This window comes from Agaribacter marinus (genome assembly GCF_030160655.1).
Taxonomy (GTDB): Bacteria; Pseudomonadota; Gammaproteobacteria; order Enterobacterales; family Alteromonadaceae; genus Glaciecola; species Glaciecola marina.
In genome coordinates this window covers 309,566-332,705 of the sequence record NZ_BSOT01000006.1, presented here as the reverse complement: position 1 = coordinate 332,705, position 23,140 = coordinate 309,566, and the positions used below count along the sequence as shown (strand labels likewise).

The 23,140-nt window shown below is 43.5% G+C and carries 13 protein-coding genes; 5 read left to right on the top strand and 8 right to left on the bottom strand.

The window, feature by feature from the left end; genetic code table 11:
* Window positions 1–27: 27 nt before the first annotated feature.
* Together QQK00_RS12310 and QQK00_RS12305 are read right to left on the bottom strand one after the other, a co-directional pair.
* Window positions 28–1,383 carry a DUF1552 domain-containing protein gene (locus QQK00_RS12310; protein WP_284217880.1) on the bottom strand — a complete coding sequence of 452 codons (1,356 nt, stop codon included), beginning with the start codon at window positions 1,381–1,383 and terminating at the stop codon, window positions 28–30.
* A gap of 43 nt (window positions 1,384–1,426) precedes the next feature.
* Entirely contained in the window at window positions 1,427–4,801 is a 3,375-nt protein-coding gene (locus tag QQK00_RS12305; protein WP_284217879.1) for a DUF1592 domain-containing protein, read from the bottom strand.
* A 268-nt stretch (window positions 4,802–5,069) separates the two neighbouring features.
* Here QQK00_RS12305 and QQK00_RS12300 point away from each other — a divergent pair, with 268 nt between their 5' ends.
* Window positions 5,070–5,564: a hypothetical protein gene (locus tag QQK00_RS12300; protein WP_284217878.1), complete on the top strand. Its 495-nt coding sequence runs from the start codon at window positions 5,070–5,072 to the stop codon at window positions 5,562–5,564.
* Here QQK00_RS12300 and QQK00_RS12295 read toward each other — a convergent pair.
* On the bottom strand, window positions 5,561–7,315 hold the full coding sequence (locus QQK00_RS12295) for a hypothetical protein (RefSeq protein ID WP_284217877.1): 1,755 nt from the start codon (window positions 7,313–7,315) through the stop codon (window positions 5,561–5,563). The genes QQK00_RS12300 and QQK00_RS12295 overlap by 4 nt on opposite strands.
* 234 nt (window positions 7,316–7,549) lie before the next feature.
* Here QQK00_RS12295 and QQK00_RS12290 point away from each other — a divergent pair, with 234 nt between their 5' ends.
* The 4 genes from QQK00_RS12290 (at window position 7,550) to QQK00_RS12275 (ending at window position 16,069) form a co-directional block, all read left to right on the top strand.
* The gene (locus tag QQK00_RS12290) at window positions 7,550–8,491 is read left to right on the top strand and encodes an AraC family transcriptional regulator (protein ID WP_284217876.1); all 942 of its coding nucleotides are present in this window, start codon (window positions 7,550–7,552) and stop codon (window positions 8,489–8,491) included.
* A gap of 137 nt (window positions 8,492–8,628) precedes the next feature.
* Window positions 8,629–10,053, top strand: a complete 1,425-nt coding sequence (locus QQK00_RS12285; RefSeq protein WP_284217875.1) for a sugar porter family MFS transporter — start codon at window positions 8,629–8,631, stop codon at window positions 10,051–10,053.
* 26 nt (window positions 10,054–10,079) lie between these two features.
* Window positions 10,080–13,262: a DUF5107 domain-containing protein gene (locus QQK00_RS12280; protein WP_284217874.1), complete on the top strand. Its 3,183-nt coding sequence runs from the start codon at window positions 10,080–10,082 to the stop codon at window positions 13,260–13,262.
* A gap of 11 nt (window positions 13,263–13,273) precedes the next feature.
* Window positions 13,274–16,069 carry a DUF8487 domain-containing protein gene (locus QQK00_RS12275; protein WP_284217873.1) on the top strand — a complete coding sequence of 932 codons (2,796 nt, stop codon included), beginning with the start codon at window positions 13,274–13,276 and terminating at the stop codon, window positions 16,067–16,069.
* Window positions 16,070–16,131: 62 nt separating this feature from the next.
* Here QQK00_RS12275 and QQK00_RS12270 read toward each other — a convergent pair whose 3' ends face one another.
* From QQK00_RS12270 to QQK00_RS12250, 5 genes are all read right to left on the bottom strand, one after another.
* Window positions 16,132–16,548 (bottom strand): SRPBCC domain-containing protein, encoded by a 417-nt coding sequence (locus QQK00_RS12270; RefSeq protein WP_284217872.1) that lies wholly within the window; start codon window positions 16,546–16,548, stop codon window positions 16,132–16,134.
* Window positions 16,541–16,849, bottom strand: a complete 309-nt coding sequence (locus QQK00_RS12265; protein ID WP_284217871.1) for an ArsR/SmtB family transcription factor — start codon at window positions 16,847–16,849, stop codon at window positions 16,541–16,543. The genes QQK00_RS12270 and QQK00_RS12265 overlap by 8 nt, the downstream gene beginning before the upstream one ends.
* A gap of 70 nt (window positions 16,850–16,919) precedes the next feature.
* Window positions 16,920–18,710: an allophanate hydrolase gene (gene atzF / locus QQK00_RS12260; protein WP_284217870.1), complete on the bottom strand. Its 1,791-nt coding sequence runs from the start codon at window positions 18,708–18,710 to the stop codon at window positions 16,920–16,922.
* 10 nt (window positions 18,711–18,720) lie between these two features.
* Window positions 18,721–22,374, bottom strand: coding sequence for an urea carboxylase (gene uca / locus QQK00_RS12255; RefSeq protein ID WP_284217869.1), 3,654 nt, complete (start codon window positions 22,372–22,374; stop codon window positions 18,721–18,723).
* 122 nt (window positions 22,375–22,496) lie between these two features.
* Entirely contained in the window at window positions 22,497–23,135 is a 639-nt protein-coding gene (locus tag QQK00_RS12250) for an urea amidolyase associated protein UAAP2 (protein WP_284217868.1), read from the bottom strand.
* Window positions 23,136–23,140: the final 5 nt, after the last annotated feature.

Sequence of the window (23,140 nt, the reverse complement as noted above, 5' to 3'; positions counted from 1 at the left end):
TCATCAGAAGGCCCCAACACCAAGGCCTTAGCTTAAGATATTCTGTATGGTACCTGTGCTGTCCGAAAACTGTTCGATGGGCGTTCCCAGTTGTTGCAATATGGTATTAAGCAAATTAGACATCGGGACCTTTTCATCGTAGTGACGGTGCTCACCGTGGGATAAACCTAAGTTTTTCCCACCGGCTAATATCAACGGAAAGTTTCGCGTGTTGTGCACGGTGCTTGTACCTGACCCATATAAAACAATGGTATTGTCGAGCAACGAACCTTCAGCAAATGGATCATCGGTGTCAGCCATTTGTGTCAAGAACTTAGCAAAACGTTCACTTAAGTAGGCATCATACTGTCCCCAACGCTCATACCCGCCGTCTTCTTTAAAGTTATGAGATAAGGCATGGTGGTCAGGTAAACCAATTGCTTTTGAAAATTTAACCGAATATGCCCCTGGACTCTCTCGCACCTTTTGATACGAAATAGTGCGCGTACTGTCCGTTAAGAACGCGGTGTACATGAGTTGATACATCGCATCGATAAAATCAGTCGGGCCGTCTTTTAGCGGATCCACGTCCAACGAAAAATCTGATGGACTGACATTCGGTTTTTCTACATCTAGCCACGCTTCCGCACGTTCCACTCGATGCTCTAACTCTCTTACTGATGTTAAGTATTGATCTAAACGGCGCCGGTCTTCTCCTGCGAGCTTATCATTTAGCCGGCCTAAGTCCTGAGTCATACGATCTAAAATAGATTTTTTACGACCAATGTCTCTAAGTTCAGTATTTTTGTCCCCCTCACCCACACCAAATAGTTCATTGAACACGCCTCGCGGTTTACCAATAGACGGTATTGGCTGACCACTGCGGTTATACGATAAGGTGGTGGGTTCTCTAAAATCACCGATCCCCCCTTCCGAATCCATCGTAATGAAAGGATAACGAGTGTGCTGACCAACATATTCAGCATATACTTGGTCTGCTGATATAGCATTGCCTGCTGGAGTTTTAGGATCTGCGCCACTCAAAAAATATGCGCCTGTAGAATGAGAATACATTGTGCGTGTGCGCGGATGAGATAAGCCCGACATTATGGTCATATTCTTACGATGCGGGGCGAGTGCTTGAAGAGATTTTGTAAACTGGTAGTCAGCGCCAGTTTCGTGCGGAAACCAATGCCAATCTTTATGGGATATATGTTCTTCTGGCGGAAGTGACACACCCATGCCAAAAAAGACATTACACATACGCTTAGGTGAGAGTTGTTGTTTGCCATAGGTATCAGCAACCGCTGCGCTTGAAAATAATGAGGGTAAAGTAGGCAATAGCAACGACGAACCCGCAGCCTTTAAAAACGTCCGTCTATTCAATCTAACAATGTTTTTCATCTAACGTCCTCCTACTAAAACCTACTTAAGCGCTGCAACAAACTCAGCCTTTTTGTCGATTGGTAAATGCATCACTTTGCACAATTGCTTTCGTTAAGGCACTCAAACGATAACCTGACGCACGAAAGCTGGCATAAATGGCGTCGGCTTCTTCTTCATCCAAAATATCCAATTCCCGCCCTAAAGCATATAGCATAAAATGATGCACAAGGGCCTTCATTAATTTCGTCTCACCTTTGCCTTGCAAATAAGCACTAAACTCTTCGAAATTATTAATTTTGGTGCCATCGGGTAAAATTGAACTAGCATCGATCGCTAAGGCACTTTCATCTGCTAACCATGTAACATCACGCCAACGCCCAAGTGCATCATAATTTTCCATTAATACGCCCCAAGGGTCGATTTTTTCGTGGCAACCGGAGCACCCACTAAGTTCACGGTGTTGTTCAATTTTTTGCTTTAAACTTAAACCCGCTAACTGAGGGTTACTAGTGTCTAACTCCGGCACAGAGGGCGGTGGTGGTGGAGGCGGATTATTGAACGCTCGCTCCAACATCCATACACCACGTTTAATGGGATGCGAATCCTCCCCGTCAGAATTAATAGTCAACACACTAGCATGCGTCAATAAACCCAATTGCTTCGGTACTGTCGCCGTATTCTCCTCAAGCGCCCGTAAATCAATACGTTGAATTACACCGTTCTCTACATTAGGAATGCCATAATGATTCGCTAATGGCTTATTAAGCATCATATGCTCAGAAAAATACAAGTCACGGGCATCACGCATATGATGAAAGTTATCCTGAAACCGCATGACAGATTGCTTAACCATTAATTCACCAAGCTCGTCCCCATAATCAGGGAATTTTTCTTCAGATACAGTGATATTGATAAACTTACTCAATTGCAGCCACTGCTTAGCAAAATCGGCACTCATACGCTGCGCTTTAGGATCGTCTAACATCCTGTCTATCTGATTTGATAATACATATGGGTCATGCAATGTCCCCTTGTCTGCCAACATACGTAAGGTTTCATCTGGCATAGATGACCACAAAAAATACGATATTTTAGACGCAAGCAGTTGATTCTTATACTCAAGCTTTTCTTTGTCAGATCGTTTGTGAGCCGCTGCTTGGTTGTCGAGCATCGTGTTTGATAAATTGGTGTTTGGTAAATCGGCGTTTGATGAATCGACGCCTGGGTTTGACGTATCAGCTTTTGGAAATCCAATGTACAAAAATTCAGGGGAAATTAATGACGCAGCCATGGTCTCTCGCATTGCTGTTTCAAAATCATCGCCTTGTTGACGTAGCGCTTGAAATAAATCTAAATAGCGCTGGATGTCAATCGTTTGAACCTTGCGCCTAAAGGCTTTTTCTAAAAATGAAGAAAGCGTATTTTTAACCGTCACTACTTCATTTTGTTCTGAAGAATCTGCAGGTAAAGCAATTAAAAAAGGAGACCCAGCATCACTATCAACAGGCGTAATACTTATTTCTACCGCATCCAATTTTAATAGCGGCACTTGCGAGCCTTGCCATTTTTGTTGAGCACGCGTTTGTGAAGCCAATGCAGTCTCTGCCTGTCTTGCAAACGTTGGATGCGCTTGCTTTGATGACGCTAAACGCGTATCTACTTGGCCATAGATTGACCCGCCAAGTGCGCCGTCTTCATGTCGAGCATAATTTGATAACACCAACAATAGCCAGTTGTACTCACTGTCTTCGTCATAAAATGTAGCGGTTTGTGGTGCAACAACGTCTTCTAATCGAAATCTAAATTCACTCTCTTGAGGGCTATCTAAGGCCGCAGTAATATCTTCTTCACCTATTACTTTTACGCGCAAGCTTTGCTCTTTGCGCCAACCCGCTTCCACACGTAACTTAGGCATACTGTTGTCACCCATACGTGACTGTGTTTTTGCTGCATGTACCTTAACGACGACTTCACCCACCCTATGCCGCGTTTTAATTAGCATGAACTGTTCATGCGCTCGCGCAAATCCTCGTCCTTCGCCTAATTCTTTGACGTCGCCGACCGGCACCGGCCCAAAAGGTAAAGGTCCGTAGTCTCGGTAACGATATTCAATCGGCTTGCTTTTACGTTGCTGCTTCATCCGATGTAGCTCACTAAACGCGATTGGTTCAGGTGCTCGTTGATACGACAACTTGTCACCTTCTAATCGGCAAAAGTGATAGATGTCTTCCATCTCAATAAAATAGTGATCAACATCGGCCTTACTGAATGTCGTAGACGGCGTAAACTGCACATAGCGCTCAACCGCTTGCCGTGCTATCTCGTGATACGCCTTTACATCGGACATCGCCAAAACCAACATATTGGCGTCAGTATCGTAACCATGCAGAGATTTAGCATCAGCAGATAAATGCGTCGCAAAATCTGCATCTACGTTAAACAAATCTTGATATGTGTAATTGAGCTCTCGCCGATTAAGTCTGCGCATGGAAGAATCGTCACGTTCTGCGCGTTTAGCATAAGCATATTCATGCAACGCATCCTGAATCCAATTGATGGCTTGCGCACGTTCCGCGTCAGAAGGTTGTTTAGCATCATCGGGCGGCATTCGGTGTGCACCCAGTACATCCAATACTTTCTGCCAATCATATTGACTAGAGAAGTGCATAAAAGACTGGTCTAAAGTATCCAAGCGCACATTTGCTTCTTGCTTACCTGCACCGTGACAACGCGCACAGTATGCCTCAATAAACGGGCGCATTTCGTTGTCGTAACGGGCATTAACATTCGGTGAGATATAACTCGTCTCCGCGTCACTCCCCGCACGACTATTCAGGTTGTTTTCTATGGCCTCATCATCATTAGGAGCAAAAAACGGTTGAAGAAACTTCGGCGCATATTCTGATAAGTAACGCTCACCATGCACTAAACTTCCGCCCTCGTGAGCGGTGAACATCATCGCGACAATCGCTATCGTTAACACCGCGCGATATGACCAGTTCGCTAATTTGATCGCCACGTTCATCTTAGATGTGAAATATAAGGCAGCAGTGATGCATGATAGCAACGCCACCACAATACCGCCAAATCGATGCCGAGCAATCAAATCACCTTGATGCCCTTCATTGCTCGCAAGCATAATGCCCAATATGACAGTAACAACGGCCGTTATCGCACCCAATGATATAAGCGGAAATGAAAGGCGAGCCAATGAGCTTGCTTTAGGGTGAAATCGAACAAGCTCAAAAACACCGGCTAACAGTAAACATACAACAGGGAAGTGAAGTGCTAGCGGGTGAAACCGCCCCAAAAATCGAGTAACACCTTGTCCTGAAACGCCGTCCAATGGAAAAGCAAAAGCGCATAAAACCACCAAGGATATTGCCCCAAGAGCCACACCCCAAGCGAAACATAATTTTCGAATTTGATCACGCATTAAAGCCTGCAATAGATTTGCCTGATACTGCTTAATTATTCATCAATGATAATACCGATAAAGAATGCGAATTTAAAGTAAACAGATTGTTAAGTTCACATTAACGGAGATAAAAAGCACCTTTCTTTTCACCTTACAGAAGATTAAGATGGATACGATTGATGTTACACTTCACTGTGTGCACCGTGACTATATCTGAATAGCACCTCTCCACTTTATCAATAGCACGATTTAACCTATATAAACCAATAACAATTAGGGCAAAAAGATGAAAAATGTATGTAGGTTCTGGGCGTCGTTAATAATTACATATCTAGTCGCATCGGCAGTAAATGCACAAGACGATATCGTTTATCAAGACGAAGATAACAGCATATTGGTCGTCATGTCGTCGGTGCCAACGATGCCGCATCAAGCGAAAACACAAAAAGTCAACGCCGCGGTTACAGTGAAACTACAGTTAAAACAGGAAACAGCTGTTGGACTAAAATTTGATCCTTGGAAAACAACGGTTGTTGATATTGAACTTGAAAACGCAACCAGTACTTCAATACTAGAGAAGCAGTACCTATCGGCAATTACGCGTTCACTTAGATCATGGTTTTTGAGTTTCGACCCAAATACTATCTCACAAGAAACGTTACAAGATCACTTAACCCAACACGCAACGTTTTATTTCGTCGGAAACGACAACAGTAAATGGGCCGATAAACATTGGGTAATATTTTCGCCGGACTCGATAGTAAAATTTCCTGAAAATTAAGTGCACGTATATGACGGCGTATTTGTTGAAACATCCTTCAGTAGGGCTTCTATTTTTTTGGGGAATACACACAATTGTGCAAACTGTCTAAAGCCTGAGCTTTCGCGTTCGAAGAAGCGACTTTTCTCTCTTTTTATAGAATACAAAGCCCCCCAAAGAGTGACATTCATTTTGAATTTGTCAGAATCAAATTTAGCCCACACTTGCTTAGTAACTCCTTCTTCAACTAAAGAACTTTCGTCTAAGAAGTCAAACCCATATTTACGCAAATGCATAATATAAGGCTTGTAGCCGACACAGTTTTCAGCGCAGTTTTCTTGCGATAAGTTCAGGTTAAACCCAACCAGAATATTCTTTTCAAAGAAGAAACAATCTATTGCTTGCGTGTTTCCCTTACGAATAGCTTTATATTCTAAACAACTAATTTCTAAGTCATGCCCATTGACTGGCATATCTGCGCGCCTTAAAAAGAACGGTCTATCCAATAAGCCAGTACTGTTAACGCCAATCCGTGGAAATGAGAACGCCTTTTCTGCAAAAAAACGCTCTAGCATAGACGTATAGTTATCCATTACTTCGGCTTTAGTAGATACCGACAATACAAACCCATAAACATTAGGGTTACGCTGGTCAGCACTGACTTGACTGATACTGCGTCTCAGTTTTTTTGCATCACTGCGGCGGCGGGCTTCCGATGCATCGATGGCTTCGCGAACGGGCAACGGCATGTAATCTGTTCCCCACCCACCATACGCATTGTGTGCTTTAATTACAGCTAAACTATGCCACAAGCCAGACACTCTATTTATATCGCTAGCGATTTTTTCCGCCTGCAATTTAGGGGCTGAGTCTTTAGGTAGCAAAGCCCAATAATAATCCATTTTTCCATTTATTGATTGGAAGGCCAACGTCACCTTCTCGGGGTAAACTTCGGCTCGCCCGTCATTTTCAGGGAAATACTTTTGCAACACACGTGACGGGTCGTATATATTCCATGCGCCAGCCATAATTTCGTCTACAATTTTATCTAAATCCAGTCCAAAACCAGTAAACATATTCCGATACTTTCTTAATCGAGATTCGAATATGTTTACGAATTTATTTGAATACGGTGAATAAAGTTGAAAATCTAGGGGAGAAAGGTTTGCAAAAGACCGTCGCCATTCTTCTCTTAATACATCCGTGTTGATAACTGCATTTACGTAGTGCTCGTTAGACGCGGGCTTCACCGCTATGAATCGGAATATCGAGTCTGCCAGAGCATCATACTCTGGTAATAAGCGAGTATCTGCTTCGACCATAAGGGACGTTTTTAGCGACGCATCCGCATTAAATTTTTGAACGATTGCTTTACTTTTGGATGCAAGAATTTTGAGGTTACTAGTAATGTCTTCAGCTGACTGTAACTGGCCTTTTGTCACTTTAAAATCACGAACACGAGGATTCACCTTTACCACTAGTGACGCTTGTCGTTGCCTCTCTCTTTCAATCGCCATTTCATCAACTGCGCCTTTTTGTGCTTGCAAATATCGTATTCGATTATTCACGTACTTTTGGAACCGAGGAGGAGGTCTAGGGCGAGTTAAAATATACTTTTGATAAAAATCATGTGCCTTTTGCCATTCGCCATTATTGAATGCGGCTTCAGCTTCTTGATAAAGCTCAGACGGTGTTTGGCAGTGCGCAACAAAACTCATCGAAGCAAAGCTAAAAATGAGTATTAAAACATAGCGTAACCTTATCAATCCCATCGTAAATTTGTCCTAAGTAATTAAACACGCCATGCTTTAGTTCAAAAAAGAGTAAACCTTATAGGTATGGCATGCAACCACTGTTATTCATGAATAAATCTTTGGTTTTCTCATAAAATAAGGGCTTACTGGAAAATTATTAAGGCATTTGAAATGCCACTATTGCAAAGGAATGACCTAAGCAACACTTTGCTTTATGCTAAGCATTAAATAAAATTCGCATTGTATATACGCTTGAATAGCCAAACAAACACAAAACTAAGCGAAGGCTTTCCTCATCAACGACTAGTAATATTGCAACCGTCGGTGATCGACACATGTAAGCAACTGCCTGTCGTAAGTTCACTATTTGTTACTCACATTGGCGCTTTTCCATCCGCGCCTAAACACAGTGTTGAACGACCTAAGGGTTGCAAGCAGTCAGTGTTAATTTATTGCATGAAAGGAGTGGGTTGGTTGACCATTGGTGGCACTACATCCATTGTTGAAGCTGGGCAGTTGCTGCTTATTCCTGCCGACATGCCACATGCATATGGCAGTAATGAACACCAACCATGGTCGATTTTTTGGGTGCACTTTTCTGGCGCTCAAAGTCTGCAAACCTTACATAGCGTCGCGACTACTAAGAACAAGCATCTTGTCAGTGTCAGCGATACAAACTCGATGATACAAGCATTTGAACAGTTATATGCGTGTATTGACTACAACTACTCAGACGCAGGGCTATTTTTAATGTCGTCTAAACTATTGCATTTATTCGGTCTGATTAAACTTCGTCAAACATTGACGTCTAAGAAAAGCATGGCATCAGAAGAAAATGATACAAAGCTGTGCATATCTAACATGATTGAAAATAGTGTTGAATATATGAAACAACATCTACACACAAGCATCAGTATTGACGAATTGGCGAAGGACGCGGGTGTATCTGTGCCATATTATTGCAAATCTTTTAAGCATGGCACTAACCAATCGCCTATTGCTTATTTTACACGCTTAAAAATTCGAAAAGCCTGTGACCATCTGTATCAAAGTACCTTAACGGTAAAGGCTATTGGTGAGTTATTAGGCTATAGCGACCCCTACTACTTCAGCCGAGTGTTTAAGAAGTCTCAAGGTTGTTCACCGGAGCAATATCGTAAAAACCTCATTAACGAAGGCTTACACCATGAGTAGTCAATTCAGATACCCCGTGGTGCTGAACGAAGAATAATATTATCCATCATTAAAAATAAAATTGGCTATTCCATTTACCGCTATCTTTCTGGTTTAATGCTTTTATTCACACAAAATTAACAAAAGTGTAGGCATCCTTGGAACAGGGATATAACTATAGATTTATTTGGATGATTAGCTTAGTCGCCGCCATGGGCGGCTTGCTTTTTGGATATGATTGGGTCGTTATTGGCGGAGCAAAACCTTTCTATGAGGTGTATTTCGCGATTGATGGCGAAGACAACGCATGGGCATCAGGTTGGGCCATGAGTTCTGCCTTAGTCGGTTGTTTGTTTGGTGCATTACTCTCCGGTGCCATCACCGACAAAATAGGGCGTAAGAAGGTATTAATCCTAGCTGCAATACTATTCACCATATCAGCCATTAGTTCTGCGTTAGCCGCGAGTTTCGACATATTCATCGTCGCCAGAATACTGGGCGGTATCGGCATAGGCATCGCGTCGAATGTATCCCCAATGTATATTTCAGAAATGTCGCCAGCGAAAATGCGCGGCCGGTTTGTATCAATCAATCAATTGACTATCGTTATTGGCGTACTTGCTGCTCAAGTTATCAATTTACTTATTTACAATAGTCACCCTGTTGAACCAGAGGCCTCGACTGAACAACTACTTAATTCATGGAATGGGCAATTTGGATGGCGCTGGATGTTCGCTGTAGAAACCATTCCAGCGCTTTTGTTCTTGGTGTTGGCCTTTGTTATTCCCGAATCTCCTCGTTGGCTAATTAAAAAAGCGAATACTGACCACGAAAAAATCAAACAAGCGCGACGCGTACTAGAAAAGATTGGGGGCAACGTATATGCCGAAACAGAGCTAGTAAATATTCAAAAAACCTTATTGAACCAAACACATACTTTTGGCTACAAGCAAGTATTGAACAACCCCAAATTGCTGAAAGTCTTAGGTTTAGGGATTGTGTTGGCAGTGTTTCAACAGTGGTGCGGTATTAATGTTATTTTCAATTACGCACAAGAAATCTTTACTGCGGCGGGATACGATGTCAGCGGCACGATGTTCAATATTGTGATCACTGGCATCGTAAATTTAGTGTTTACCCTAATTGCCATTAATACAGTTGATCGTTGGGGCAGACGCCCTCTGATGTTATTTGGTTCAGCGGGCTTAATGGTGACCTACACTATATTAGGCGCATGTTACTACTTTGGCGTAACAGGTAGTGCGGTATTGGTTGTATTGCTAGCCGCCATTGCATTTTATGCCATGACGTTAGCACCTATCACTTGGGTCCTGTTATCAGAAATTTTCCCAAACCATATTCGTGCCTTCGCCATGAGTATATGTGTGTCTGCGCTTTGGATAGCAAGCCTTGTACTGACTTTAACATTCAAACCAATAAATACAGCATTGGGTGCCGCGGGAAGCTTTTGGCTCTATGGTGCAATATGCCTCATTGGTTTCGTTTTTATCAAAAAGCATGTGCCAGAAACCAAAGACAAATCGTTAGAAGACATTGAAAAATCTCTAGTGGGTGACGCATGAGTAAGGTCGTTGTTGAAAGGAGCCACATGGCAATACCGACATATGCATTGGGTGAACCTGAAAAGAACCCTATGTTCTTTGAAAAACGCGTGTACCAAGGGTCTAACGGAAAAATATACCCCTTACCATTTATCGATAAGGTATTTGATAGCAAAGAAAATTGCGACTATGACGCAGTACAATTAGAAAACGCCTTTGTTCGCCTAGTGTTGCTCCCAGAAATTGGTGGTCGCATATTTTTGGCGCAGGATAAAACCAATAAGGACTTTGACTTCTTTTATCGCCAAGACGAAATAAAACCCGCCTTGGTCGGCCTTGCCGGGCCTTGGATTTCCGGTGGGGTTGAATTTAATTGGCCTCAACACCATCGCCCAAGCACTTTTATGCCAACAGATGTGCATATTGAGGCCACTAACAACAACGTCCACATAAACGATGCCACTGTGCATTTATCAGAGCACGACCCGTTTAATCGTATGAAAGGCATGCACGCAATTTCTTTGCAGGAAGATAGTGCCGTAATTGAGTTAAACGCTCGCTTATACAACCGTACTCCCTTTACACAAACGTTTCTGTGGTGGGCGAATATCGCTGTAGAATCTCACGACAACATGCAGAGTTTTTTTCCGCCAGACGTACATTATGTCGCTGATCATGCGGTACGGGCACAAAGTACTTTTCCTTTTGCAACTAACGATTACTACGGCATTGACTATGCGAGCAGACAACCCAAAAATGACTTAAGGCAATATAGTCATATTCCTGTACCCACTAGTTACATGGTATGCGAAACCAATTTTGATTTTTTTGGCGCCTACGACTTTGATGCCGAAGGCGGCTTTGTTCACGTCGCAAACAAACATATTGCACCGGGCAAAAAACAATGGACATGGGGAAATGAAGAATTTGGATGGGCATGGGACAGAGAACTAACGGACAGAGTAGGGCCAACCAAAAGACCTGCGCCTTACATTGAATTAATGGCTGGCGTGTATACAGATAATCAGCCCGACTTCAGTTATTTAACACCTTATGAAACAAAAACGTTCTCACAATATTGGTGGCCTTACAAAAAAATTGGTCCTGTGCAAAACGCGAACAAGGAAGCTGCGATTCGTTTAGTACGCAATGCAGACAACACATTAGATTTAGGTGCTGCAAGCCCTCGTCTGTTAAAAAATGTACAAATAATCTTGCAAGAAAACGACCAAATACTACTCGATTTACATATTGATTTATCACCAGACACACCTTGGTATTTACCGAATTTTGAATGTACGTTTAGCCATTTTTATCAGCTAAAACTGAGTGTTGGCGAATACATAGCGTACCAACCCGTCAAACTAGGTGGGCTTGAAAAAAACCGAGAAATCGCTCGCGAGCCAGCAATGCCAAAAGATATCGATTCGATTGAAGAGCTAAACCTTGTGGCTGAGCATTTAGTGCAATATCGGCATCCTACCCGCTACCCAGAGATATATTGGGACGAAGTACTTAAGCGAGACAGCCAAGACATTCGCAGTAATATTGCCTACGGTAAACATAAATTATCAAACGGCGAATTTACCCAAGCAATTGAGCACTTGAGGGTTGCAGCGAATAGGCTAACAAGCCTGCATCCTAATCCTTCAACGGGCGAAGCACACTACTTTTTAGGGCTAGCGCTTCGATTTGACGGTAAATTAGCGCTTGCTTACAAAGCATTTTATAAAGCCACTTGGAATAGTGCTTGGCGCAGCGCCGCTTTTTATGAACTTGCCTGCCTAGACAGTCGCCAACAAGATTATGAAAAAGCGCTTCACCATTGCGAACTATCGTTAACAACAAATGCTCAACACAATAAGGCCATTGTACTGCGAGCGATAGTATTGCAAACTTTAGACAAAACTGCTGACGCAAATAAGAGCCTGCAAGCCTTACTAGTTGCGGACCCACTCGATCATTGGGCCCGGTTTGTATTTGGCGATAAGCAAGGCGTGTTGGAAAAATCGAGAAACGATGCGCAAACCATTTTAGACCTTTGCTACGATTGCATTGAGGCCGGCTTTAACAATATAGCGATTGAATTAGTGACATTGCACCTATCTTGCAATGACCAAGACACGAACAAAAGCCCAGTACCAAATCCATTATCAAAATCACCGATGTGCCTGTATTTATTGGCTTGGCTAACGAATGACATGCAAATCCTGAGTAAAGCAAGAACAAGTACCAGCGACTACTTTTTCCCTTCGCGATTGCAAGATCAAATTGTGCTTGAGTGGGCGATTGCACAATCAACTGACGCTAATGCAGATACTGTTTACACCAACATTAGCAATGAGGCCTTTGCCTTAGGTAATTATTACTACGATAAAAAACGTTATGAAGACGCTATCGCGATGTGGACTATGGTGAATGAAAATACCAAGGCTTATGCAACTAGTCGTCGCAACCTTGGTATTGCCTATTGGAATATTAGAAAAGACGGTAAAAGCGCCAGAGCATATTACCTTGAATCACTGTCAGCCAATGCAAGAGATGCGCGAGTCGTATCTGAATATGACCAACTATGCGAAAAACTCGGGGACAACAAAACGTCTCGTTTAGCATTTTTACATTCAAACGTTGACTTGGTAATGACACGCGATGACTGCGCGGTAAATTACCTAACACTGTTAAACGACACGGGCAAACATAGACAGGCCTTGGATATATTACGCACACGCCGGTTTCATCCTTGGGAAGGCGGCGAAGGAAAAGTCCTAGCCCAATACACACAAGCCATGCTGTTAACTGGTCAAGACGCATTGATGCAGGGCAAAGCAGATATCGCCTTGACGTTTTTTACTGATGCTATGTCACCCCCTGAGAATCTTGGCGAAGCGTACCACCTGCTACAAGCCACAAGTGAGGTTAATTACTGGCAGGGGAAAGCACTGCAAGCATTAGGTCGTATCGATGAAGCCGATGAAAAATTTACCGCATGTATCGCTGACTCAACAGATTTTAAAGACATGGCGGTTACCGAATATTCCGAATCGTCGCATTTTAGAGGATTAGCACTTGTCGAATTAGGTCGGCAAGACGAAGCAACTGTCCTCTTTACTAAGTTAAAAAACTATCAAGCGTCTCGGCTAGCTGCCCCAAAGCCAATAGATTACTTCGCAACATCCTTACCGATGATGCTCGCGTTTGAATCTCATCCCCCTGAATTACTTGAAAAGTAAAGGAAATATCAATGAAATGGTTATCCACATCACGACTGAAATGTTTAAGCGCCTGTGTAGTGGCCGTATTTCTTATGCAAATACATTACGCGCACGCAAACGACACGGTCTCCTTGGATGGAGAGTGGCAATTTAAACTAGATCCTGAAAATGTCGGTGAAGCAGGTAAATGGTTTGCGCATGAATTGCCGGATAAAATATCCCTACCAGGCACGACGGATGAGGGCGGTTACGGTAAACCAGAAGTATCTACCGTAAAGTACAATGCCTTGGTTCGGCCACATTTTTATGTAGGTAAAGCGTGGTATCAGCGAGATATCCATATACCGAAAGAGTGGGATGGCAAGCATATCGCGTTATTTTTAGAACGTGCGCACTGGATATCAGAAGTTTGGATAAACGAGCAAAAGGTAGGGAGTGAAGACAGTTTATCTACCCCACATGAATACGATTTAACTAACTATCTTACATCTGGCACACATCGTTTAACTATTGCAGTGAATAATAAATACCCGTTTAGTTTGGGCGCGTTTGCGTCGTCAGTATCAGAGCATACGCAGTCGAATTGGAATGGTCTAGTCGGAAGACTTGAATTACAAGCTAGAGATGCGGTATGGATTGATGAGCTTCGAGTTTACCCTAATATCAAGGAAAAACAGGCGCTCGTGCGCTTAACTTTACATAATACATCAAATGAAAGTGTGAGCGGCAGCGTGGCGCTTAAGGCCGTACTTGATAGAACACATAGTAGTCATCAAGCGAATAATGATACTAATAGTAAACATCTGAAAACAAGCACGGTTGATTTTAACTTTACTGGCAAAGAAACGACAATCGAAACAATTGTACCGATGGGCGATGATGTTTTGTTGTGGGGTGAATTTTCGCCTGATCTATATGTAATGCACGCTCATTTACAGGCATCAACGGCCGCTTCAAATGCGCCAAAGCCCATGTTTGCAGATAAGTTGTCAGAGTTGTTTGGCATGCGTGAGGTCAGCGTAGAAGGCAGACAATTTACGTTGAATGGCGAGAAAATTTATTTACGTGGTAATTTGGAAAGCTGTATTTTTCCGTTGACGGGTTATCCCACAATGAACGAAAGTGGTTGGATTGAGATCATGCAAACCATGAAAGATCACGGCCTTAATCACGTACGCTTCCATTCATGGACGCCGCCAGAGGCAGCATTCAGCGCTGCAAGCCGTGTCGGCATGTATTTGCAACCAGAAGGTCCACGCGCCAATATTGATAACTCAATGCCAGCACGCGATGTGTTTATCCAAAACGAACTTCTGCGCATAAACCAACATTATGGCAATCACCCGTCTTTTATGTTGATGACTTCAGGCAATGAACTTACGTCCCCAGAGCCAATCAATGCAAATATGGTTGCTCGCGCCAAACAAGACGACGACCGCCATTTGTATTCGACTACCTCTGGCGGCCATGGGATGAAACATATCCAGAGTACGGCGTTTATTGACCAATACAAAGTAGGCAGCATTCGAGGTTTTTCAGCGCCATCGACTGTGCAGGATCATACGCCCAAGATGTCTAGAACGGAGCTTCCCTTCCTCTCGCATGAAGTGGGCCAGTGGGCGACATACCCAAATATCAGCGATATCTCAAAATATACGGGGGTGTTGAAACCACAAAATTTAATCGATGTACGCAAAGACTTAACGTCATTAGGTTTACTTGACCAAGCAGATGATTTTTTTCGCGTGACGGCAAAACACGCGGCGCTTCTTTATAAAGAAGAAGTTGAAGTACTCCTTAGAACCGAAGACCATGCCGGATTTCAACTACTGGCACTACATGACTATGTGGGTCAAGGTACTGCTCACGTTGGTCTACTGAACGCTTTTTGGGAGCCAAAAGGCGGAATGTCGGCAGCGGAATTTAAACGTTTTAGCGGCCCGATTGTACCGCTATTGAGAATGCAAAAACGCACTTATCTAAACTCTGAGAGCTTTATCGGCGACGTGGAAATACATCACTACGGGCCAACAGATTTAAATAAAGCCAGACCTATTTGGACAATGAGTGATAGCAACGACAAGGTGATTGCAAAAGGACACCTACCTATCAGTAATATTCCGCGTGGCGGACGCGTAAAAATCGGACAAATTAATACTGGCTTATCGTTCGTTAGCAAGCCTCAGAAACTAAATGTCAGCATAACTATTGAAGGCACGAAAATAGCAAATGATTGGGATATATGGGTATATCCAGATGTGAGCAATACGCCATCCAAGAATGTGCAGGTGTTTACTAAATATAATAAAGGCCTTAAAGACGCCTTAAACAAAGGCGAGTCTGTATTGTTAATTGCCGCTGAAGATAGCTTAGTGAGTAGCATTCCTGCGCAATTTAAAACCGTATTTTGGAGCCCCAGCTGGTGGTGGACTAAGCCTCGCGGCGGCTACGTAAACATGAGTATTTTAACCGATCCCAAACACCCAGTATTTTCGGACTTCCCAACGGAAGAGTATACAAACTGGCAATGGTGGGATTTGTTAGAAAAGTCGAATGCAATTGTATTGGACGACATGCCAGTCGACGTTCAGCCGCTTGTACAATTAGTCGATAATTTTAACCGCAATCACAAGCTCGCAAACATCATTGAAGTTAAAGTAGGTAAAGGCAAATTGTTGATAACAACCATGGACTTAACTACCGACTTAGACAATCGTTTAGCGGCCAAGCAACTTAGGAAAAGCTTAGAAAGATACCTTGTGAGTGATGAGTTCTCGCCAAAAGTAGCACTCACTAGCGCGCAACTAGGTTTAATTTTAAAGTAAAAGGCGTTAAGCACAATTATACGCGTTTATAAGCACCTTGTGAGGCAATAAGAGCTTCACACCTACTTAAGATACTCTTGTAGGTCTGTTAGCTCTTGTTCCCACCCTTGTTTATTCATGTCTAAATGCTTGGCGCTTGCAAAGCCGGATTCACGAAGCTTTAACCGCGTGCCAGTGTCTGTCTCAGTCAGTCGCCATTCGACAAGTGTAGACGTCGCTAAATTGAACGGCATGTTTTGTTTTAGCATCCAACGCCACGCAAAATATGTCGGTTTTTCAATGCGAATGATCTTCATGGCAAACTGGCCTTCACACTCCTCCTGCCATTCAAAATAACCTTCTGCACCTTCCTCTAGTACAACACTGCAGGCTGAACCAAACCACTGGCAGATTTCTTCAGGGGAAGTAATTGCCTGCCAGACAAGGCCAATAGGTTTATTGATATCGAGCACGCGTTCAATAACATCTACATCATTCATCTTTATTCTCCATATGAATTTGCAAACCCTGTAATCGTTTATCCCATTGCTTGGCAAAAGGTGCGATCCAACGTTCTACAGTTAACAATGCGTTGGGATTAAGTTTGTGAACTTTCTCCTTTCCCGAAAATTCAGCCATTACTAACTTTGCTTTAATTAACCTATTTAAGTGTTTGGTTAATGCTTGCCTAGTAATAGGCAATCCTGCATTTAGCTGTTTTATCGATTGCGGGCCTAATCGATTTAGCTGCTCCAGAATATGCCGTCTGGTAGGGTCAGAAAGTGCACTAAAAATATCCATGAACTAAGCATGAGCAACCTAAAGGTTGCATGTCAACTAATAATGGAAAATAAAATGTTCAATCGATGCCTCAAGCTCTCCCCAAGTAACTGCGCCATCCGTCATATTGACTAATTGGCTCGCCAAGGTCTGATGCATAACCTTCTGCAATAAAGCCGGTCAACCAACGTCCGTCAGCAAGCTCCACTTTACCTATGCCAAGTGGTTGAGCAATACCCTTTACAAAAGAGCCAAAGCTTTCGATTGGCAAGCGCCAGACTTCGACGATGAAGTCTTTACCATGTTTTTCATCTCTGACCAATGCAGGTCTTTCGACTTTGCCTGGGACGGCAAACATCTTATATTTTTTTGTTGTTTTGGTTTCTTCCAGCAACACCGCTTGTCGTTGTTTTAGTTGCCAATTTAAGGCCATCCCAGATAAATGTGCGCCGCCAACAACTAAATCTACAAAACCATCATTTTCAGCATATTCCGTGTCACTGGCTTGATACAAAAAGTCTGTTGCGCCAAGTGGAAGCGCCAAATACGTTTGAATACGGTCGGCATAAGAAAGTAATTTTTGGTCGCTCATCGCATCACTAAATAGCGTAATACCAAACGGCATACCTTGCTCAGTGATTGCAGTCGGTACCGCAATCGCGGCGTAATCGAGTAAATTCATAAAATTAGTGTAGTAGCCTAATTGAGAATTCCGCTCAATAGGCTGCTCATTAATTTCATCTAAGGTAAAATGCCGCCCGGCGGTCGGTGTGACAACAATATCGACTTGTCGAAGCAGTTTATCCGCTTGCATTTTTAGTGCTTTCAGTTGATACAAAGCCGCAAACGTATCTGGCGCGGTTGCACGTTTTCCTTGTCCAATAATCGTCCTTGTTACATCCATCATCGCTTCTGGTGCATTTTCAATGATGTCTTTCGTCGCCAAATATCGTTCGGCCACCCATGGGCCTTCATAGAGTAACCTAGCGGCGGCCAGCATAGGTGAAAAGTCTAACTCAAGGCGTTCACCACCAATGGCTTCAAGGTCACTTACTGATTTATAGAATGCCTTTTCATACTCTTCACTGCCAAAAAACGATAACTGCTCACGCTTGGGTACTGCAAAACTGAAGGCCTGTTGAGTTTTAAAAGGAGATTGGTTGCCTAAAGGGTTCGGGCGAGCAAAGCAGTCTTCTTCGTCATAACGTGCTGCCACATTAAACACCTTGCGAGCATCATTAGCCGTTAATGCAAATATGCTAACGCAATCTAAACTTCGACAGGCAGGCACCAACCCAGATGCCGACAACAAACCGATACTCGGCTTTAAACCAACAAGGTTATTAAAACAAGCTGGGATTCTTCCTGAGCCAGCAGTGTCGCTACCCAAGGAAAAACTAACCACACCACTTGCCGTCGCGACCGCAGACCCAGAGCTAGACCCACCAGAAATATAATTTGCATCAAAACTATTGGGTGTCTGACCATAGGGAGAGCGCGTACCAACAAGGCCCGTAGCAAATTGATCTAAGTTCGTTTTTCCTAAGGGTATGGCGCCCGCGTCAATAAGCATTTGCACCACATGTGCTGACTTTTCTGGCAGATAACTAAACGCCTCACATCCTGCAGTTGTCGGGATGCCAGCCAAGTCTATGTTGTCTTTTATGGCAAATGGGACCCCATATAAGGGGTGAGTACTGGGAGATTTGCCAACCAAATTGGTTAAGTAGGGCGCAATTTCACTTTCACTCAACACATGTATCCACACCGCACTCAAGGCCTTGGCTTTGGGCAATAGCTGCCCGATGAGTTGTTCTGGCGTTAACTCACCAGCAATATATGCTTGCTGCAATGCCGCTATGTTTAAATTAATAGATTTCACTTCGCTAACCTTAATTTGATTCTAGTATTAATAGAGCTTGTCCAGCGCTGACTTGTTGCCCTTTGCTAACTAATAATTTCACTACCGTTGCATGTTCAAATGCACTGATATCAATTTCCATTTTCATGGATTCAAGAACAACTAATGCTTGGTTGTTTCGCACCTGTTCCCCAGCGTTAACATTTATCTGCCATACACTGCCTGCCGCACTTGATTCCACAAGGTATTGCCCGTCTTTTAAATCAACGACTTCTGTTTCATGCGTCTCATCTGGTTCGAATTGGTAATTGAGTTGTCCATTGGCTTTCCAGTCTGACATTTCCTTTGCAAATGCCGTTTCTCGTTGTTGCTTAAATTGCTTGATATTTTCTTCATTTGCGACCCACTGCGCGCTTAGATCAGGCATTGAAATTTGGCACTCTTCGATTTTCGGCTGCCACTTCCCTAAAGGAAAGTCCGCGCGCAATGCGGTAAGTTCGTCACTTGTGACGGGGTAAAACTTGATCTGATCAAACAATCGCAATAACCAAGGACGGGAAAAGACTGTATTTTCGCGGTAACGGTTCCACATTTGAATGGTACGCCCAACAAACTGATATCCTCCAGGGCCTTCCATGCCATATATACACATGTATGCCCCACCGATACCTACCGAGTTTTCTGCGGTCCACGTGCGTGCAGGGTTATATTTAGTCGTTACTAAACGATGGCATTGATCTATGGGCGTTGCGACTGGTGCCCCCAAATACACATCACCTAAACCAAGGACTAAGTAATTCGCATCAAACACAATCTTTTTAACGTGTTCAATCTCAGTTAAACCATTAATCCTGCGAATAAAATCGAGGTTGGATGGACACCAAGGCGCATCTTTTCGGACAGATTGCATATACTTTTCGATAGCTTGGCGACAAGCAATGTCGTCCCAGCTCAAAGGTAAATGCACAATGCGAGACTCAAAACTGAGTTGCCGAGTATCCCCAAGCGCAATGTCGATTGCTTTTAGTCTTCCAATCAAGTCATCAACACGCAATGCCAAACTATTAAAATGGACTTGCAGAGAACGAATGCCTGGCGTGAGCTCTAGCACACCCGCGATGTTGGCAGATTGAACGGCTTCAAACAGCGCCTGGACGCGCGCGCGTATTGTGACGTCTAACACTAACTCACCATACTCGACCAAGATGAATTTATCACCAGCATGTCGAAAAATGACATCAGGCTCACCGTCATCAGTGACTAAGGTATCGATAATCGGCGTGTCAGTATCTATGGCTGTGTATGCTACGATTTGTGGTTGCAAGGTGCTAATTTGTTTTAGCTGCATTTGTTCAATACAGTTTGCGCTAGCTAAATCAACGACTTCAAATTGAATCACATCGCCGGATTTAACTTGGCCGAGTTTCCACAAATCCGCACTTATTACTGTGAACGGACAAACAAAGCCGCCAAAACTTGGCCCATCAGGGCCTAAAATGACAGGCATGTCTCCGGTAAAATCGACCGTCCCAAAGGCATACGCATTGTCATGTATATTTGAAGGATGGAGTCCAGCTTCACCGCCCGTTTCTCTTGCCCATTCGGGTTTGGGACCAATGAGGCGAATGCCTGTTCTGCTAGAGTTATAGTGGACTTTCCAAGAGTGAGACTGAATAGTAGCAATGTCTTCGACTGTAAAAAAATCAGGCGCACCGTGCGGACCGTACATTACCCGTAGCGTCCAATCATTAGTAATCGGGGGCACAATATCTGGATGTATTTGAACCGAGTGTGTTTGAATGGCATCGGTTTGGGCCGCGGCCTGACGAGTCTGCGTGTTTGTTAATGATATAAAATCACCTGTGCGCAATGCTCTGCCAGCATGCCCGCCAAAACGTCCCAGTGTAAACGTACTTTTACTGCCTAAATAGTCAGGGCACTGAATACCACCTGCAAACGCAAGATATGCCCTAGCGCCGGCAGTACCTACTTTGCCAATTTTTAATGTTTGCCCCGATTTAACTACGATAATTTCATAACAGCGTTGAGGTATTTTGTCTAACCAGATATCAATGTTTGCACCACATACAACAACTTGTGTCTCGCTATAAAACTTTAAACTTGGCCCTTCCAGCGTTACTTCTAAACCTGCCGCATTGTCTTCATTGTTCAATAAGCGATTGGCTAAACAAAATGAATAATTATCAAATGGGCCAGATGGCGGTACACCAATATTCCAGTAGCCCGTTCGTGCAGGGTAATCTTGAATCGAAGTCATCGTGCCAGCCTGAAGTACTTCAAACCCTATATATTGCGCAGACAATGCATTGATACTTCTTGTGCTCATCATGCCTTGTTGAAATACGCTGGACGCTAATATTTGCTGCACGTAGCTGATATTATTCATAATGCCATATAGCTGCGTGTCTGCTAGCGCGTCATTCAATTTTGCAATGGCATCTAATCGGTTTTCACCATGCGCCATGATTTTAGCTAGCATGGGATCAAAAAACGGCGACACAGTAAGGCCTGCTTCTAGCCAATGGTCAACTCTGATGCTTTCATCAGATGGCCACACTACTTCTGTTAGCAAACCAGATGATGGTTGAAAGTTCTTAACAGGGTTTTCAGCATAAATTCGCGCTTGAATAGCATGACCTGTCGGCGTTAAGTCTGCGATATTCGACATATCCAACCCAGGTGTCGCAGCTATTTTTAGCATCCACTCCACTAAATCAACCTCAAAGCAAAGCTCAGTAATACCATGCTCCACTTGTAAGCGAGTATTTACTTCCAAAAAATAAAATTGATCATCTTCTTGGTCATAAATAAACTCTACCGTACCAGCATTTAAATAGTTGATGGACGCCATCAATGACTTCGCAGTGCGATGGATTGCTTGGCGTGTATGTGTGGGTAAATTTGGCGCGGGCGTTTCTTCAACCACCTTTTGATTTCTGCGCTGACTTGAACAATCCCGTTCACCTAAAGTGACGATTTCTCCAACGCCATTGCCCAAGACCTGCACTTCGATATGGCGTGCATGCTCTACAAATTTTTCGAGAAAGACGCCGTCATTTGCAAAATTTTGAGCGCCTAGGTGCTTTACATTAATAAAGGCTTTTTCTAGCTGAGTTTGATCATCACAGCGTTGCATCCCTATGCCGCCGCCACCCGCCGTACTTTTAAGCATCACAGGATAACCAACGTGTGCTGCAAAATGAGTCACTGCCTCTAAATCAGCCAATAAACCGCTGCCTGGGACAAGCGGCACACCTGCGGCGTCAGCTAACTCACGTGCCTGATGCTTTAATCCAAAATCAACCATTTGCTGGGGTGTTGGTCCGATGAAAGTGATTTTTTCAGCTTGCAAACGCTCAGAAAACTCCGCGTTTTCACTTAAGAAGCCATACCCAGGATGAATTGCCTCAACGCCAGCTTGTTTTGCAATATCAATTATTTTGTCTTGCGCAAGGTACGTATGACTTGCTCCGCCTTCACCTAAACTATAGGCTTCATCGGCCTGAGCCACATGCAAGGATTCCCGATCGGCTTCAGAATAAACGGCGACACTTATAATACCCAAACGCTTGAGGGAACGGATAATACGGCAGGCAATTGCGCCCCTATTGGCAATTAAAACTTTTGTAAATGTTATCTTTGGCGTAATTTTTTGAATCGACATTACATTACTCGCGTACGCGGGTCGTCCCGCTTCCAAAAGTATCGAGACCATTACTACGTTTGATAGTCTCTGTCGTTGAGGTCGTCCTCAACGGGAACTGACTTGGCGTTAATTAGCGCTCATTAATTCCAAACAATAATCTCAACTGGCGTTGGATTGTATGCGTTACACGGATTATTTAATTGCGGGCAATTTGACACTAATACGATTGTGTCCATCAAGGCTTCAAGTTCAACATATTTGCCTGCCCCGCTGATCCCATCTGCAAAACTTAGGCCCCCGGTCTCGGTAACAGGTACATTCATAAAGAAATTAATATTATGAGTAATATCCCGCTTACTTAAACCGTATTCAGGGTGCTCAGAAATCGCCAGTAACCAACTGTCACGACAAGCATGCATACATTTTTTTTCCAAAGCATAACGCACTGTATTGCTTTCGGAGGCGCACGCTCCTCCGACAGTGTCATGGCGACCGCATGTGTCCGCGACAATTTTTAACATTGGCTTACAATCATTCGACATCAACACGCTGCCTGCCGTCAAATACACATTCCCTTGTTCGCGAATAGTGTCCGTTGCACTGTAGCGCTCGGCCGGGTCATCTGCATTGTAAAACAATGTATCTGCCGCCTGATTTCCCTCAATATCGAGAATCCGCAGCACTTGTCCCTTTTTAATAACGTTAATATAGTAGTCACCCGCGCCGACTGTTTTTTTATGTGTGGCTTGCGCAAGACTCAAATTACTTTCTATCATCATTTTAT